The organism is Streptomyces sp. NPDC021225 (assembly GCF_044332865.1).
In the GTDB taxonomy this organism is placed as follows: Bacteria; Actinomycetota; Actinomycetes; order Streptomycetales; family Streptomycetaceae; genus Streptomyces.
Genome location: NZ_JBIRPV010000013.1, coordinates 1 through 14,953, shown reverse-complemented (window position 1 = coordinate 14,953; position 14,953 = coordinate 1). Strand labels below are relative to the sequence as shown.

Annotated in this window: 14 protein-coding genes; 5 read left to right on the top strand and 9 right to left on the bottom strand. The window is 71.9% G+C overall.

Annotated elements, in window-relative coordinates; translation table 11 throughout:
- Positions 1 to 69 precede the first annotated feature (69 nt).
- The 4 genes from ACH4S9_RS38055 to ACH4S9_RS38040 form a co-directional block, all read right to left on the bottom strand.
- Complete coding sequence (locus tag ACH4S9_RS38055; protein WP_398376469.1) at positions 70 to 2,142, bottom strand: beta-galactosidase; 2,073 nt, start codon at positions 2,140 to 2,142, stop codon at positions 70 to 72.
- Between the two features lie 138 nt (positions 2,143 to 2,280).
- Positions 2,281 to 3,621, bottom strand: coding sequence for an ABC transporter substrate-binding protein (locus tag ACH4S9_RS38050; RefSeq protein ID WP_398376254.1), 1,341 nt, complete (start codon positions 3,619 to 3,621; stop codon positions 2,281 to 2,283).
- A 32-nt stretch (positions 3,622 to 3,653) separates the two neighbouring features.
- Positions 3,654 to 4,604 carry a carbohydrate ABC transporter permease gene (locus ACH4S9_RS38045; protein WP_352130783.1) on the bottom strand — a complete coding sequence of 317 codons (951 nt, stop codon included), beginning with the start codon at positions 4,602 to 4,604 and terminating at the stop codon, positions 3,654 to 3,656.
- 3 nt (positions 4,605 to 4,607) lie between these two features.
- Positions 4,608 to 5,531 carry a sugar ABC transporter permease gene (locus ACH4S9_RS38040; protein WP_358848660.1) on the bottom strand — a complete coding sequence of 308 codons (924 nt, stop codon included), beginning with the start codon at positions 5,529 to 5,531 and terminating at the stop codon, positions 4,608 to 4,610.
- A 294-nt stretch (positions 5,532 to 5,825) separates the two neighbouring features.
- Between ACH4S9_RS38040 and ACH4S9_RS38035 the strand changes: the two genes are divergently transcribed.
- Together ACH4S9_RS38035 and prcB are read left to right on the top strand one after the other, a co-directional pair.
- On the top strand, positions 5,826 to 6,827 hold the full coding sequence (locus tag ACH4S9_RS38035; protein ID WP_398376252.1) for a LacI family DNA-binding transcriptional regulator: 1,002 nt from the start codon (positions 5,826 to 5,828) through the stop codon (positions 6,825 to 6,827).
- Positions 6,828 to 6,975: 148 nt separating this feature from the next.
- Positions 6,976 to 7,821: a proteasome subunit beta gene (prcB, locus tag ACH4S9_RS38030; protein ID WP_398376250.1), complete on the top strand. Its 846-nt coding sequence runs from the start codon at positions 6,976 to 6,978 to the stop codon at positions 7,819 to 7,821.
- Between the two features lie 92 nt (positions 7,822 to 7,913).
- Here the strand turns inward: prcB and ACH4S9_RS38025 are convergent, their stop codons facing one another.
- Together ACH4S9_RS38025 and ACH4S9_RS38020 are read right to left on the bottom strand one after the other, a co-directional pair.
- Positions 7,914 to 8,519, bottom strand: coding sequence for a phosphatase PAP2 family protein (locus ACH4S9_RS38025; protein WP_398376248.1), 606 nt, complete (start codon positions 8,517 to 8,519; stop codon positions 7,914 to 7,916).
- Positions 8,516 to 9,181: a DedA family protein gene (locus ACH4S9_RS38020; protein ID WP_361193700.1), complete on the bottom strand. Its 666-nt coding sequence runs from the start codon at positions 9,179 to 9,181 to the stop codon at positions 8,516 to 8,518. Before ACH4S9_RS38020 ends, ACH4S9_RS38025 begins: the two co-directional genes overlap by 4 nt.
- 139 nt (positions 9,182 to 9,320) lie before the next feature.
- On the opposite strand from ACH4S9_RS38020, the gene ACH4S9_RS38015 reads away from it, so the two are divergent.
- Both ACH4S9_RS38015 and ACH4S9_RS38010 read left to right on the top strand, forming a co-directional pair.
- On the top strand, positions 9,321 to 9,692 hold the full coding sequence (locus ACH4S9_RS38015) for a BlaI/MecI/CopY family transcriptional regulator (RefSeq protein WP_311726961.1): 372 nt from the start codon (positions 9,321 to 9,323) through the stop codon (positions 9,690 to 9,692).
- Entirely contained in the window at positions 9,689 to 10,639 is a 951-nt protein-coding gene (locus ACH4S9_RS38010) for a M56 family metallopeptidase (protein WP_398376246.1), read from the top strand. Before ACH4S9_RS38015 ends, ACH4S9_RS38010 begins: the two co-directional genes overlap by 4 nt.
- Here ACH4S9_RS38010 and ACH4S9_RS38005 read toward each other — a convergent pair.
- From ACH4S9_RS38005 to ACH4S9_RS37995, 3 genes are all read right to left on the bottom strand, one after another.
- The gene (locus tag ACH4S9_RS38005) at positions 10,587 to 11,879 is read right to left on the bottom strand and encodes an aspartate kinase (protein WP_398376244.1); all 1,293 of its coding nucleotides are present in this window, start codon (positions 11,877 to 11,879) and stop codon (positions 10,587 to 10,589) included. The two genes, ACH4S9_RS38010 and ACH4S9_RS38005, sit on opposite strands and share 53 nt — an antisense overlap.
- Positions 11,880 to 11,893: 14 nt before the next feature.
- Positions 11,894 to 13,306, bottom strand: coding sequence for an aspartate aminotransferase family protein (locus tag ACH4S9_RS38000; RefSeq protein WP_398376243.1), 1,413 nt, complete (start codon positions 13,304 to 13,306; stop codon positions 11,894 to 11,896).
- 114 nt (positions 13,307 to 13,420) lie between these two features.
- Positions 13,421 to 14,161 carry a response regulator transcription factor gene (locus ACH4S9_RS37995; RefSeq protein ID WP_398376241.1) on the bottom strand — a complete coding sequence of 247 codons (741 nt, stop codon included), beginning with the start codon at positions 14,159 to 14,161 and terminating at the stop codon, positions 13,421 to 13,423.
- 143 nt (positions 14,162 to 14,304) lie between these two features.
- Here ACH4S9_RS37995 and ACH4S9_RS37990 point away from each other — a divergent pair.
- Positions 14,305 to 14,953 (top strand): HAMP domain-containing protein (locus ACH4S9_RS37990; protein ID WP_398376240.1); only part of this gene is annotated, 649 nt, incomplete at its 3' end.

Sequence of the window (14,953 nt, the reverse complement as noted above, 5' to 3'; positions counted from 1 at the left end):
GCTCCCAACTCGTATGTGGTCGCTTCGGTGGGACGGCATGCCCAGCGGACATGCCCGTGTGGGGGGGTGTCAGGAGGCGGGCTGTCGCAGCACGGCGACTTCCCGCGGCCGCAGGGTGAGCGAGCCGTCGGCGGCCGTGGCGCCGCCGGTCAGCGGCTCCCCGGTGAGGCCGTCCAGGCTCACCTGCTCGTCGGTGCGGTTGACGAGGAAGAGGTAACGGGCGTCGGCGTTGCGGCGCACCGTCAGCTCGACGCGCCCGCGCACCTCGGCGGGCAGCTCGCTGTGGACTCCGGCGCCCTCCAGCAGGCCCGGCAGGAGGCGGGTGAGGCCGTCGGCGCCCAGCCGGGTGGAGACATACGCGGCCGAGCCCTCGCCCACCGCGCGGCGGGTGACGGCGGGGCGGCCGGCCTGGTTGCCGGTGCGGTAGTGGGCGAGGATGCGTACGCCGTCGGGGTCGGTGACGGTGATCCGGTCGGTCCACAGGGTGCCGGTGGCCGGCCCTTCCGCCCCGTCCGGGCCGTCCAGTTCGACGGTGTCCCCGGCGAGCAGCGGGCCGAACTCCTCGATGCGGATGCCCAGCAGCTCGCGCAGGGCCCCGGGGTAGCCGCCCAGCCAGATGTGGTCGTTCTCGTCGACGACGCCGGAGAAGTACGTGGTGACCAGGTGGCCGCCCGTCTCGGCGTACCGGGTGAGCTCCTTGGCCAGGGCCTGGGGCACCACGTGCAGCACGGGCGCGATCAGCAGCCGGTACTCGCCGAGGTCGGCCCGGGTGGTGATGACATCGGCGCGGATGCCCAGCGCGAGGAGGGCGGAGTACCAGTCGAGGGCCTCCTGCCGGTAGTTGAGCAGGGAGCTGGGGTGGGAGTCCTGCTCGCTGGCCCACCACGAGTCCCAGTCGTATACGATCCCGACCCGCGCCCGCTCGCGCTCGGCCCCGGCGACCGGCGCCAGCGCCTGGAGGGTGGCGCCCAGCTCGGTGACCGCGCGGAACACCTCGCTGTCGGCCCCGGCGTGCGGCACCATCGCCGAGTGGTACTTCTCGGCCCCGGCCGCCGATTGCCGCCACTGGAAGTAGCAGACCGCGTCGGCGCCGTGCGCGACATGCAGCAGGGAGTCGCGGGCGAGGTCCCCGGGGCGCTTGGCCAGGTTGACCGGCTGCCAGTTGACCGCGCTGGTGGAGTGCTCCATCAGGAACCAGGGGCGCCCGCCGGAGATGCCGCTGGTGAGGTTGGCGGAGAAGGACAGCTCATCGCGGTCCTGGGGGCCGGGGAGGACGTAGTGGTCGTTGGAGACGAAGTCGATCTCGTCGGCCCAGTCGGCGTAGTTCATCCCCTTGGTCTCGCCCATCACCATGAAGTTGGTGGTGACGGGCGTTCCGGGGGTGAGCTCGCGCAGGATGTCGCGCTCCGCGCGCAGATACTCCTTCAGCGCGTCGGAGGAGAAGCGCTTGAAGTCCAGCTGCTGGGTGGGGTTGGGGTGGGACGCGGCGAGCCGGGGCGGCAGGATCTGGTTCCAGTCGCTGTAGCGCTGGGACCAGAAGGCCGTGCCCCAGGCGTGGTTGAGCGCATCGAGGGTCTCGTAGCGCGCCCGCAGCCAGTCGCGGAAGGCGCGGGCGGCGTCGTCGGAGTAGTCGTAGATGTTGTGGCAGCCCAGCTCGTTGGAGACATGCCAGGCCACCAGGGCGGGGTGGTCGGCGTAGCGCTCGGCCATCCGGGTCACCAGGCGCAGCGCGTGCTCACGGAAGACCGGGGAGGTGGGGCGCCAGTGCTGCCGCGCGCCCGGCCACAGCGTCTCGCCGGAGGCGGTCACCGGGAGGATCTCCGGGTGCGCGGTGGTGAGCCAGGGCGGCGGGGACGCGGTGGCGGTGGCCAGGTCGACGCCGATGCCGCCCGCGTGCAGCAGGTCCATGACCTCGTCGAGCCACTCGAAGTCCCACTGGTCCCGGGCCGGCTGGATGCGGGCCCAGGAGAAGATCGCCACCGAGACGACGTTGACGCCGGCCTGTCGCATCAGCCGGACGTCCTCCTCCCACACCTCGCGCGGCCACTGCTCGGGGTTGTAGTCGGCGCCGAAGAGGAGGCGGGGGGAGGTGGGGTCACCGTCCGCCCCGTGCGGCAGCCGGGAGAGGAGGGTGGAGATCATGGTGGTCCTTCCGGAGTACCGCACGGGGCGGCGCGGCGTTGGTGCTGGTGGTGCCGGGGTGGTGCCGGTGGAGCTGGTGATGCTCAGGGCGTACGGCAGCAGGGACCGCGGCATCGCGTTCCCTGCTGCCGTAGGGCCTTACTCGGAGACCGTGAAGCCCTGCTCCTTGCCGTACTTGACCGAGGCGTCCTGCCAGGCCTTCAGCCCCTTGGCCAGCGGGGTGTTCGAGACATAGGCCTTGCCGACGCTGTCGTTGAAGATCGAGTTGGCGTACACCTGGTAGGGGAGGTACGACCAGCCGCTGCCGACGTTCGCGGCCGAGTCGGCGAAGATCTTGTTGGCCTTCTGCCCGCCGAAGTACGGGAACTCGGTGTTCTGGAACGCCTCGGACTGGAGGTCGGCCGTGGTCGCCGGGAAGGCACCGCCCTTGAGCCGGGTCTGCACGCCCTTGCCGGCGTTCGCGTACTCGGCGAAGGCGTAGGCCAGTTCCTTGTTCTTGCCCGCCGAGGGCAGGGCCAGCGAGCTGCCGCCGTTCTCCGCGGTGGTCTTGTCGCCCTTGGTCCACTGCGGCAGCGGGGCCACACGCCAGTCGCCGGAGGCGTTCTTCACACCGGAGACGAAGTTGGCGGGCATCCAGGCGCCGGTGGTCAGGGTGGCGATGCTGCCGTCGCCCAGCCCCTTGTACCAGTCGTCGGTCCAGCCGCTGACGGGCGACAGCAGCTTCTCGTCGATGAGCTTCTGCCAGGTCTTGGTGTAGGTGGCGGCGCCCTTGTCCGAGAAGTTGATCTTCACGTTGGTGCCGTCGACCTGGTACGGGCGCGAGCCGGCCTGCCACAGCAGGCTGGTGGTCATGCCCGCGTCGCCGGTGTCGCTGGTGATGTAGACCTTCGGGTCGGCCTTGTGCAGCTTGCGCGCCGCGTCGACGTACTCGTCCCAGGTGGTGGGCACCGCGACCTTGTACTTGTCGAAGACCTTCTTGTTGTAGAACAGCGCCATCGGGCCGGAGTCCATGGGCAGCGCGTAGATCTTGTCGCCGGACTTCACCGAGTTCCACGGGCCGGGCGAGTAGGTCTTGGAGAGCTTGTCGGCGCCGTAGCCGGACAGGTCGGTCACGGCCTTGGTCAGCGAGAACTGGCCCAGCGCGTAGTACTCGATCTGCGCGACGTCCGGGACGCCCTTCTTCGCCGCTATGGCGTTCTGGAGGGCGGTGTACTGGTCCTTGTTCGTACCCGCGTTGACGAGGTTGACGTGGACCTTGGGGTGTTCCTTCTCGAAGTCCTTGACGACCTGCTTGAGCGTGGGCTCCCAGGCCCAGACCGTGATCGAGCCGCCCTTCTTCAGAGCCGCCTGGATGTCCCCGGCGGAGACCTTCTCGCCACTGGAGCCGTCGTCGTCGGAGCCGCCGCAGGCGGTCGCTCCCAGGGCGAGGGCACAGACGAGGCCGATGCCGCGCAGCAGGCGGCGCGTGTTCTTGGGCATGGTGCTTCCACTTCTTCGTGGTGGGGTGAGGGTTATTCCTTGACGCTTCCGGCGGCGAGTCCGGACTGCCAGTACTTCTGCAACAGCAGGAAGGCGGCGATCAGGGGGAGGATGGTGATCACCGAGCCGGTGATCACCAGGTTGAAGACGGCTTCACCACCGGCCGTCTGGGCCTGGGCGTTCCAGCTGTTCAGCCCCAGGGTCAGCGGGTACCAGTTCGGATCCTTGAGCATGATCAGCGGCAGGAAGAAGTTGTTCCAGGTCGCGACCATCGTGAACAGCAGCACGGTCACGATGCCCGGCGCCAGCAGCGGCAGGCTGACCTGGAAGAAGGTGCGCAGCTCGCTCGCCCCGTCGATGCGGGCGGCCTCCAGCAGCTCGTCGGGGATGGCCTCGGTGGCGAAGACCCACATCAGATACAGGCCGAAGGGCGAGATGAGCGAGGGGACGATCACCGCCCAGGGGGTGTTGGTCAGCCCCATCTTGCTGAACATCAGGAAGGTGGGGACCGCCAGGGCGGTGGTCGGCACGGCGACGGCCCCGATGACGACGGCGAACACGGCGCGCTTGCCGGGGAAGGTGAACTTCGCCAGGGCGTAGCCGCCCAGGACCGCCAGGAAGGTGGCGCCACCGGCGCCGAGCCCCACATACAGCAGGGTGTTCAGCAGCCAGCGGACGAAGACGCCGTCGTTGTAGGTGAAGGTCTCACGGATGTTGTCCCACAGGGCGAAGTGGTCGGCAAACCACAGCCCGGAGGAGTCGGCCAGCCCTTCCTGGGTCTTGGTGGAGCTGATGACCAGCCATATCAGCGGCACCAGGGAGTACAGCAGCACCAGACCGGTCAGCACGGTCAGCAGCACGCTGCGGCGGGGGCGGCGCCTTTCGGCGGCCTTGCGCGGGGTGCGCAGCCGGGGCGCGTGGCCGGCGGATCCGGTCCGGGCGGACGCCTTGGCCTTGGAAGCGGTGGTGGCGGGGCTGCTCATGGTTCAGGCTCCCTTGCGCATGCCGCGAAGCTGGACGACATAGGCGACGACCATGGTGATCAGCCCCATGACGATGGCGACCGTCGCGGAGTAGTTGTGCTGCTGGCCGTTGAAGGACAGCGTGTACGTGTAGTAGTTGGGGGTGTAGTCGGTGGTGATCGCGTTGGGCGCCAGGGGCTTCAGGATGCTCGGCTCGTTGAACAGCTGGAAGCTGCCGATGATCGAGAAGATCGTCGCGATGACGAGGGCGCCGCGGATCGCGGGGAGCTTGATGGCGGTGATGACGCGGAGCTGTCCGGCGCCGTCGATCTCCGCCGCCTCGTACAGGGAGTGCGGGATCACCCGCAGCGCCGAGTAGAAGATCAGCATGTTGTAGCCGACGAACTCCCAGGTGACGATGTTGCCGATCGACGCCAGGACCAGGTCGGGCGAGAGCGGATCGGGCAGCGAGACACCGAAGGCGTCGTTGATGTCCCCCACCAGCCCGAAGCGGGTGCCGTACATGAAGGCCCACATCAGCGTGGCCACCACGGCGGGCACCGCATAGGGCAGGAAGATCGAGATCCGGAAGAAGTTCTTGCCGTACAGCCGCCCGCTGTCCAGCGCGAGCGCGACGAGCAGGGCGATGCCCAGCATGATCGGCACCTGGACCGCCAGGAACAGCCCCACCCGGGTCACTCCGGACCAGAACTGGTCGTCCTGGAGCGCCTGCTGGTAGTTGTCAAGACCTACGAAGGTGTTGCCGCCGATCAGCTTGTCCTGGAAGAGGCTGAGGTAGATCGAATACCCGATGGGAGCCAGGAAGACCAGGGCGAAGACCGCCACGAAGGGGCCGACGAACCCCCACCCCGTCCAGGACCGTCGGTCCCGTTTCAGCGAAGCCCGTGCCGTGCGGTCCACGGCCGCCGGCGGTTGCAGCGTCGTCATGTCGATCCTCGTTCATCCCTCTTCGGAGCCCGGAGGCCCGGCGCCCACGCAATGTTTACGTAAACATCACGCCCTGGAAAAGACCTTGACGGGTGTTATGTTTACGTAAACATCTGGTGGCGGCATGTCTACACTGCCCGAATGTCGACGGTCAAGGGTCGTCGTACGACGATTCCGCAACACTGCGGATAAAAGGGGGCAAGGGTGGACGCAACAGACAGCGAATCGGCGAGTACACCACAGGCCCGGGTGGGGGCCCGCACACGCGCCGACCGACGGGTCCAGCGCGCTTCCATGGCGGACGTGGCCCGCCTGGCCGGTGTCTCCTCGCAGACCGTCTCCCGGGTCGCCAACGGCTACTCGGGCGTGACGGAAGAGACCCGGCGACAGGTGCTGGCGGCGATGAAGGAGCTGGGCTACCGGCCCAACAGCGCCGCCCGGGCGCTCAAGCGCGGCGAGTTCCGCACCATCGGCGTCATCACGTTCTCCCTTGCCACCACCGGCAATGTGCGCACCCTGGAGGCGATCGCCACCTCCGCGGCCCACGAGGGCTACGCCGTGACACTCCTGCCCGTCGCGGTCCCCACCCAGGACGAGGTGCGCGGCGCCTTCTCCCGGCTGGGGGAGCTCGCCGTCGACGCCGTCATCGTCATCATGGAGGTGCATCTGCTCGACTCGGCCACCGTCTCGCTGCCGCCCAACGTCCAGGTGGTCGTGGTCGATTCGGACGCCGGAGACCGCTACTGCGTGGTCGACACCGACCAGGCGGGCGGCACCCGCGCCGCCGTGCGCTATCTGCTCGACCTCGGCCACCGCACGGTGTGGCACCTGGCCGGCCCGGAGGCGTCCTTCGCCGCACAGCGCCGCGCCGACGCGTGGCGCGCCACCCTCACCGACGCGGAGTGTGCCCCGCCGCCCCTGGTCCGGGGCGACTGGTCGGCGGAGTCCGGCTACCGGGCCGGACTCCGCCTCGCCGACGAGGCCGACTGTACGGCGGTGTTCGCCGCCAACGACCAGATGGCGCTGGGCCTGTTGCGAGCCCTGCACGAGCGCGGCAGGAGGGTCCCGGAGGATGTGAGCGTCATCGGCTTCGACGACATCCCCGAGGCCGGTTCCTTCCTGCCGCCCCTGACCACCGTCCACCAGGACTTCGCCGAGGTCGGGCGGCGCTGTGTCGAGGGGGTGCTCCGGCAGATGCGCGAGGAGGTGCCGGAACACGGCACCACGCTCGTCCCGACGGAACTCGTGCGGCGCGGCAGCACCGCGCCACCGCCGGCCCGCCACCTCCGTCCGTAGGGTCGGGTGAGCCCTGCCTCCGACAGAGCCTCCGCCGCAGGCAGGCGCCGCACAACTGCCGTGCGTCTCTCCATGGATTGCCCGGGGCGGGGGTTGGGTAATGTGCGGCAAGCGGAAGCCGCCGATGCCTCTGGGGAAGGGAACGCGCATGTCGTTCGACGCGCTGATGAAGGGCGGCCTGCCGCCCGCGTTCCTGGCCCCCGAGACCTCCTCCTTCCTGGATTTCCTCAAGGCCCAGGCTCCGCAGCTGCTGCCTGCGGAGCGTCAGTACCCGCCCGCCCGGGGCGACTTCGAGGCACCCCACGGCACGACCGTGATCGCGGCGACGTATGCGGACGGCGTGCTGGTGGCCGGCGACCGGCGCGTCACGTCGGGCAACCTCATCGCGCACCGTGAATACGAGAAGGTCTTCCCGGCCGATGGACACTCCGCCATCGCCATCGCGGGCACCGCGGGCCCGGCGGTGGAACTCGTCAGGCTCCTCCAGCTGGAACTCGAGCACTACGAGAAAATAGAAGGCACGGCCCTCTCCCTGGACGGCAAGGCCAACCGGCTGACCAAGATGGTCCGTGACAATCTCGAGATGGCGATGCAGGGCATGGCGGTGGTCCCGCTGTTCGCCGGCTACGACGTGCACAAGGGGCGCGGGCGCGTCTTCTCCTACGACGTCACCGGCAACCGCTCCGAGGAGCGCGGCTTCGCCACCACCGGATCGGGCTCGGTCCACGCCCGGGGCTCACTGAAGAAGCTCTACCGGGAGGGCATGCCGGAGCGCGACATCGTCACGGCCGTCGTGCAGGCGCTCTACGACGCGGCCGACGAGGACTCCGCCACCGGCGGCCCCGATCTCACCCGGCGGCTGTTCCCGCTCATCGCCCTCGTCACCGAGGACGGATACCGGCGGATCGGCCAGGACGAGGTGGCCGCGGTCGCGCGGGCCGTCGTCGAGGGGCGCCACACGGCGCCCGACGGGCCGCGGGCCCCGACCCTGTAGCCCGGCGAGCTTCCGCCCCGGTCCCGGCATCGAGCCCCCGAGGGCCGCCCGGTGACCGCCAGGTGACCAGCCGCCACCGACACCCGCACGGGCTACGACACGGTCAGCAGCGGCCGTAGCCGCGTCGCCGCCAGGCGCCGCGCCAGGGCTTGTGGCCTGTGGTGCAGGGCGGCGCCCAGGGCCAGGGCCACCACCGCCCCGATCACCAGCCCGGCGGCGACATCGTGCGGATAGTGCGCCCCCACCCACACCCGGGACGCCCCCATCGCCAGGGCGGCGACGGTGGCCACCGCGCCGAGCCGCGCCGAGACGAACCACAGCGCCGCCGCGGCGGCCGCGGCCAGCGCCGCGTGGTTGCTGGGGAAGGACCAGTCGCCCGGCGCCGGGCAGGCCTCGAGGACGGCCCGGTGCAGGGTCTGGCACGGGCGGTCCTCGCGCACCACCTGCTTCAGCGCGTCGTTCACCCCGTACGCCAGCAGCACCAGCACCGGGGCGGCCAGGGCCTGCACGGCCGCCTCGGGGCCGCTGCGGCGGGCGCGCCACCAGCCCGCCAGCATCAGCACCGCGAACAGCGCGAGCCCGTAGGTGGACCAGACCGAGATCGTGGTGTCCAGCCAGCCGGGGGTGCGATGCGCCAGATCCACCACCGCGGTGTACGCGGAGCCGTCGATACCGGAGCCGTCGTAGGCGAGCGTCATCGGCCGGCCTCCTTACGCCGCGCGGTCCGGGCGCGCAGCAGCTCTGCGGCCAGCGGCAGCAGGGACACCACCACGATCAGCGCGATGAGCGGAAGCAGATAGCGGTCGACGTTCGGGATGGACGACCCCAGCGCGAATCCGGCGATCACCAGCCCCTGCGTCCACAGCAGCCCGCCCGCCGTCTGCCACACCGCGAAGGTCCGCGGCGGCACACCGAGCGCGCCCGCCATCGGGTTCAGGACCGTGCGCACCACCGGCACGAACCGGGCCAGCACCACCGCCCGCGCGTATCCGTAGCGATCCAGCAATTCCCCGGCCCGGTCTGCGCCCGCCCGCAGCCGGGGCGAGCGGCCCCGGGCCAGCAGCGTGGCGCCCGCCCGGCGGCCGAGCAGATAGCCGCACTGGGCGCCGAGGAGCGCCCCGACGGCGGATGCGACCATGACTCCGGGCAGCGAGAGCCTGAGCCCGCCCGACGTACCGGCGGTGCACAGCAGCCCGGCGGTGAAGAGCAGCGAGTCCCCGGGGAGGAAGAACCCGATCAGCAGCCCGGTCTCGGCGAACAGCACCACGGCGATGCCGAGCACCCCGAATGCGGACAGCAGGGACTGGGCGTCCAGGATGTTCACCGCGAGGGGTGGGCCTGCGGACAGGTCGAGGGTCACGGGCGCGGTCCCTTCGGCGGACGTACGGAACGGAACAGAACAGCACGGAAACGGAGCGAGGCCCTCGGGCCGCGCGACGACTACAATCCAGTAGACCGTCTACGACACTGTAGACGAAGAGGGGAGAGGTGGCATGCCGATGGCCGGCAAGCAGCCCGAGCGCAGACCCGCGGGTGAACTGGAGGCGACCGTGATGGCCGCGCTCTGGGCCGCCGCCGGGCCGCAGAGCCCCGGTCAGGTGCAGCGGAGCCTGGAGACGTCACTGGCCCGTACGACGGTGACCACGATCCTGACCCGGCTGTACGAGAAGGGGGTCATCGACCGGAAGCGGTCCGGGCGCGGCTTCGTCTACTTCCCCCTCCAGGACGCCCACGGGCTGACCGCCCGCCGCATGCACCAGGAGCTCGACCGCGACGAAGCCCGCGAGGTCGCCCTGGCCCGCTTTGTCGACCAGCTCAGCGACGACGACGAGCGCCTGCTCAGGGAGCTCCTCGAAGCGGGTGATCAATGATCGCCCCGCTGCTGGTCGCGCCGCTGGTCCCGCTGCTCGTGCCCTGCGCCGTACCGCCCCTGGCCCGGCGCGCCGTCGCCCGGCTGGCCCCCGCCGCCGCCCTGTGGTGCCTGACCGCGACCACGGTGGTGCTGGCCGTGTGCTCGCTGGCCGCGCTCGGCACCCTCACGCTGTACGGCCTGCTGGCCCTCCCCCCGTTCGCCACCCTCGGGGAGCTGATCCATCCGCTCGGCTCCGCGCCCGGCCTGCTTCCGCTCGCCGCGGCGGCCACCGGGGCGCTGGCGGTGTGCGCCTGGGCGCTGCCGCGCTCCGCGGCGCGCCTGATCGGGGAGTACCACGAGGCCAGGAAGGCGGCGGACACCCAGCCCACGGCCGGCGACCTCTGTGTGATCGACAGCCCCGACCCCGACGCCTACGCCCTGCCCGGCAGTCCGGGCCGGATCGTGGTGACCACCTCCATGCTCCGCAGCCTCAGCCCGGCCGAGCGCGAGGCGCTGTTCGCCCATGAGCGGGCGCACCTCAGCGCCCGCCATCACTACCATCTGGCCGCCGTCGGGCTCGCCGCGCACTGCCACCCCGGGCTGCGCCCGGCGGGCGCCGCCGTGCGGCTCGCCGCGGAGCGCGCCGCCGACGAGGCGGCGGCCGCCGCCACCGGCGACCGGCAGCTCACGGCCCGGGCCATCGGCCGTGCGGCCCTCGCCACCCGCGCGGCCCGGCGCCGCCCCACCGTGGCCCCGGCCGCCACCTCCGGGCCGGTGCCGCAGCGGGTCGCGGCGCTGCTGCGGCCGCCGCTCCCCGGTGTCCGTGGCAGGAGGCACCTCGCGGCGGTGGCCGCAGGGGTGCTCCTCGCGCTCTGCGCCTGCCTCTCGCTCGCCGGCGCGGGGGCCGGAGCGATCAGCCTCCACCAGAGCGTCGAGATCGCCCAAGGAGAGCGACCGGGCGGCTGAGCCCGCGGGCTCCGCCGACAAGGGCCCGGTGCACGGCGCGTACGGCGTCCACGAGCCGGGAGGCGGGGCACAGCGCGGAGATCCGGGTGTCCGTCGCGGAGAAGCTCTCGAAGGGCACCCCCGCCCCGGCCAGCGTGTCGCGGAGCGTCGCGCACACATCGGCGCGCGTCAGCAGGCCGGACCCGACGATCGAGACCTTGCCGACGCGGTCGCGGTAGGTCACCCGCTCGTATCCGAGCTCTCTGCGGTGGATCCGCAGAGCGGTCATCGCGGCGGCGGCGTCCGTCCTGGGCAGGGCCAGCGCGACGTCCGCGCTCCGTCCGTCCGGGCGCGGCACGCCGTGCGACTCGACCACCTCGATACCGGCGTCGGCCAGGACTCCGTGGACCCGCCCCGCGGACCGGTCGCCGTCCGGGACGCCGAACACGGTGATCTTCACGCCGGACATGTCATGGGCCACGCCCGTCACGGCGGCGGCCTCCGCTCCCGGGTCCCCGGCCTCGTCCGAAGCCTCGTCCGAGATGACGGTGCCGGGGCGGTCGTCGAAGGACGAGCGGACATGGACGGTCACACCGTGCCGGCGGGCGTACTCCGCGCTGGGCAGCGCCAGCACCCGCGCGCCACCGGCCGCCATCTCGCACATCGCCTCATGGGTGAGCCGGCCGAGCGGCCTGGCCTCCGGCACGATGCCGGGGTCGGCCGTGAAGACACCGGCCACATCGGTGTAGATCTCGCACACATCGGCCTTGAGGGCCGCGGCGAGCGCGACCGCCGTCGTGTCGGACCCGCCCCGGCCCAAGGTGGTCACCTCATCGGTTTCCCCGCACACCCCCTCGAAACCCGTGACCAGCGCGATCGCCCCCCGGTCGAGCGCCTGCCGCACCCGCCCCGGCCGGACCTCGACGATCTGCGCCCGGCCGTGGTCCGAGGTCGTCAGCACACCGGCCTGCCGTCCGGAGAAGGAGTACGCCGGGGCGCCCAGCGCGTGGATCGCCATCGCGGTCAGCGCGCTGGACACCCGCTCACCCGTGGTCAGCAGCGCGTCCAGTTCGCGCGCGGCCGGCAGGGGGTCCACCTCGCGGGCGAGCCTGAGCAGCTGATCGGTGGTCCGGCCCATGGCGGACACCACCACGACCACGTCATGGCCCGCGTCATGGGCCGCGACAACACGTTCGGCGACACACGTGATCCGCTCGGTGGTCGGCACCGAGGAGCCGCCGTACTTCTGGACGATGAGCATCGGGCCCGGCCTCCTCAGAAGCCGCCCAGTCCGGCCCGGACCACCGGACCGGAGCGCGCGGAGCGGCGCGAGGCACACGCCGAGACGGCTTCGACGAGGATCGAACAGGCCGTGTCGACGACATCGGCCGTGACATTGAGCGGGGGCAGAATCCGGACCACGGCGTCCTGGCGCCCGCCGCGTTCGACGATGAGCCCGTGTCGCAGCGCATACGTCTGCACCTCGCCCGCGAGCGCGGTCGCGGGCCGGCCGTCGCCGGGGTTCGCCAGCTCGATCCCCCACATCAGGCCGCGGCCCCGCACCTCGCGGACCCACGGGTTGCCCATCAGCTCCCCGAGCCGGTCCGCGACCTGCACCCCCCTGCGCCGGACATTGGCCAGCACATCGTCGCGCCGGACGATGCGGACCGCCTCGGCGCCCGCGGCGAAGGCCAGTTGGTTGCCGCGGAACGTCCCGATGTGCGCCCCCGGCTCCCAGGTGTCCAGAGCCGCGTCGTACAGGATGAGGGCGACCGGCAGGCCCATGCCGCTCAGCGCCTTGGACGCCACGATGACATCCGGCTCGATGCCGTACTGCTCGAACGCGAACCAGGTCCCGGTGCGCCCGCAGCCCGTCTGCACCTCGTCGACGATCATGGGAATGCCCAGCGAGCGGGTCACCTCGCGCACCCGCCGGACGAACTCGGTGCGGGCGACCACGACCCCGCCCTCGCCCTGCACCATCTCCAGGATCACCGCGGCGGGAAGCGGGATGCCGCCCAGATCGTCCCGGAGCGCCCGCTCCAGATAGCCGGCGCAGTCCCGGGCGCAGCTGCCCGGCGCGGGGCCTGCGGGGCACGCGGAGGAGCAGTACGGGAAGAAGTGGACACCGGGCATGCCGTCCCGGACGGGCGCCTTCTGGGACACCAGCCCGCTGACCGCCATGGCGGCGTGGGTGCTGCCGTGGAAGCCGCCGTGGAAGGAGACGATGTCGCCGCGGCCGGTCGCGATCTTGCACAGCTTGAGGGCGGCCTCGACCGCGTTGGCGCCGGTCGGCCCGCAGAAGTGCACCTTGGTCCGCTCCCGCAGCCGCGGGGGCAGCATGGACAGCTGGGCCTCGGTGAAGGCGTCCTTGGCGGGGGTGGGGAAGTCGAGGCCGTGGGTGAGGGTGTCGAGCTGCCGGACCACGCTCTGGACCAGCTCGGGGTGGTTGTGGCCCAGCGAGAGCACACCGGCGCCGCCGAGGAAGTCGATGAAGACGTTTCCGTCGACGTCCCGGACAAAGCTCCCCGACCCCTCGGCCGGCGCGATGGGCAGATGGCGGGGGTAGGTGCGGGCCTGGGACTCCCGTCTCGCCTGATGGGCGAGGAGGGCGTCCGAACCGGGGCCGGGCAGGTCACCGCTGACCTGAGGTCCCATCAGTGTTGCCGTCCGCAGCGACGATGTCATGGTGCCTCCTCGTGGGGAGCCGAGCCGGCCGTCATGTTCACCACCGTAGGAACCCGGCCGTTAAGGCTCGCTGCGACGAAAGTCAGACGACGACAAAACCTCGGAGGGACACGGCTATCGGCTCGAACCGCCCGGTTCGAGCCGATAGCCGTGTCCGCGCAGGGTCGTGAGCTCCGGCAGCTCGAGCGGGACGGGGGAGGCCGCCGCGGCGGTGTGCAGCCGGCGGCGCAGGGAGGACATGGTGACGTCCAGGGTCTTGGTGGGGCCGTACCAGTTCTCGTCCCACACCCGCGCCATCAGCGTCTCGCGCGAGACGGCCTCGCCCGGGTGCTGGGCCAGCACGGCGAGCAGCTCGAACTCCTTGGGGCGCAGTTCCACTTCGCCGTCGCCGAGCCGACAGCGGCGGGCCGCGATGTCCACGGTCAGGTCCCCCAGCCGGACCGGCTCGCCCGAGCCGGGCGGTCCGGCCGGGAGACGGCGCAGATGGGCACGGAGCCGGGCGAGGAGCACGGTCAGCGCGAAGGGCTTGACCAGGTAGTCGTCGGCGCCCGCGTCCAGGCCCGCGATCACGTCGATCTCCTCGCCGCGCGCGGTCAGGATGACGATGAGGAGGTCGGGGAACTCGTCGCGCAGCTCCCGCGCGACCTCGATGCCGTCCACGTCGGGGAGGCCGAGGTCGAGCAGGACGACGTCGAGGGGCAGCCGCCGGGCCTCGGCCAGCCCCGAGCCGCCGGTCCGGCTCCAGGCCACCTGGTAGCCGCTGCCGCGCAGCCCGGTCTCCAGATGTCGTCCGATGATGTCGTCGTCCTCGACGACCAGCACGGATACGGAGTCCTCGGCCCGTGTCGTACGCATGCCCCGAAGCGTAGGCCCTGTCCGGCGGATCCTCGCGCCTTCGGCGGGCGCGCGCCGCCGGGTGGCAGCGGGCGCCGTGGCGACACGCGGTGTCCCGGTCGTGCCGGGCACCTCCAGGGTGGCCGGGTGGTCATGATGGGCGCATGAGGAAGCGCGTGGTGCGCGTGGCGGTGGTCGCGGTCATGGTGGCCCTCGTCCTGCTCGCCACGCCGCTGGCCGTGGGGATCCCGCGGTCCTTCATCGCGGACGAGCGCGGCGAGCTCGAGCGCGCGGCCCTGGCGGCCGCCGTGCGCGTCGGTGCGAAGTCCACGGGGAAGAAACGCTCGGAGCTGCCCCCCGGCGAACGGGATGCCCGGATCGGCCTGTACGACCTCGCCGGCCGACTGCGCGACGGACACGGGCCCGCGACGGCGGACGCGGTGACCCGGCGGGCCATGGCCGGGGTCGTGGCGCGCGGCCGCGACGGCCAGGACCTGGTGGCCGCCGTGCCCGTGTCGACGGCGGAGCGGGTCACCGGTGTGGTCCGCGCGGCGGACGGCACCCAGGGGGTCTGGGCCCGGGTGGGCCTCGCGTGGGCGGCGCTCGTCGGCACCGCCCTGGCCGCGCTGGCCACCGGCGTACTGGTGGCGCGGCATCAGGCGCGCACGCTCTCCGCTCCGCTGGAGGCGCTGTCGGCCACGGCCGTGGCCGTCGCCGGCGGCGATCTGACCGCCCGCGCCGGACGCAGCGCGATCGCCGAGATCGACCAGGTGGCGCGCACCCAGAACACCATGGTCGAGCGGCTGACCACGC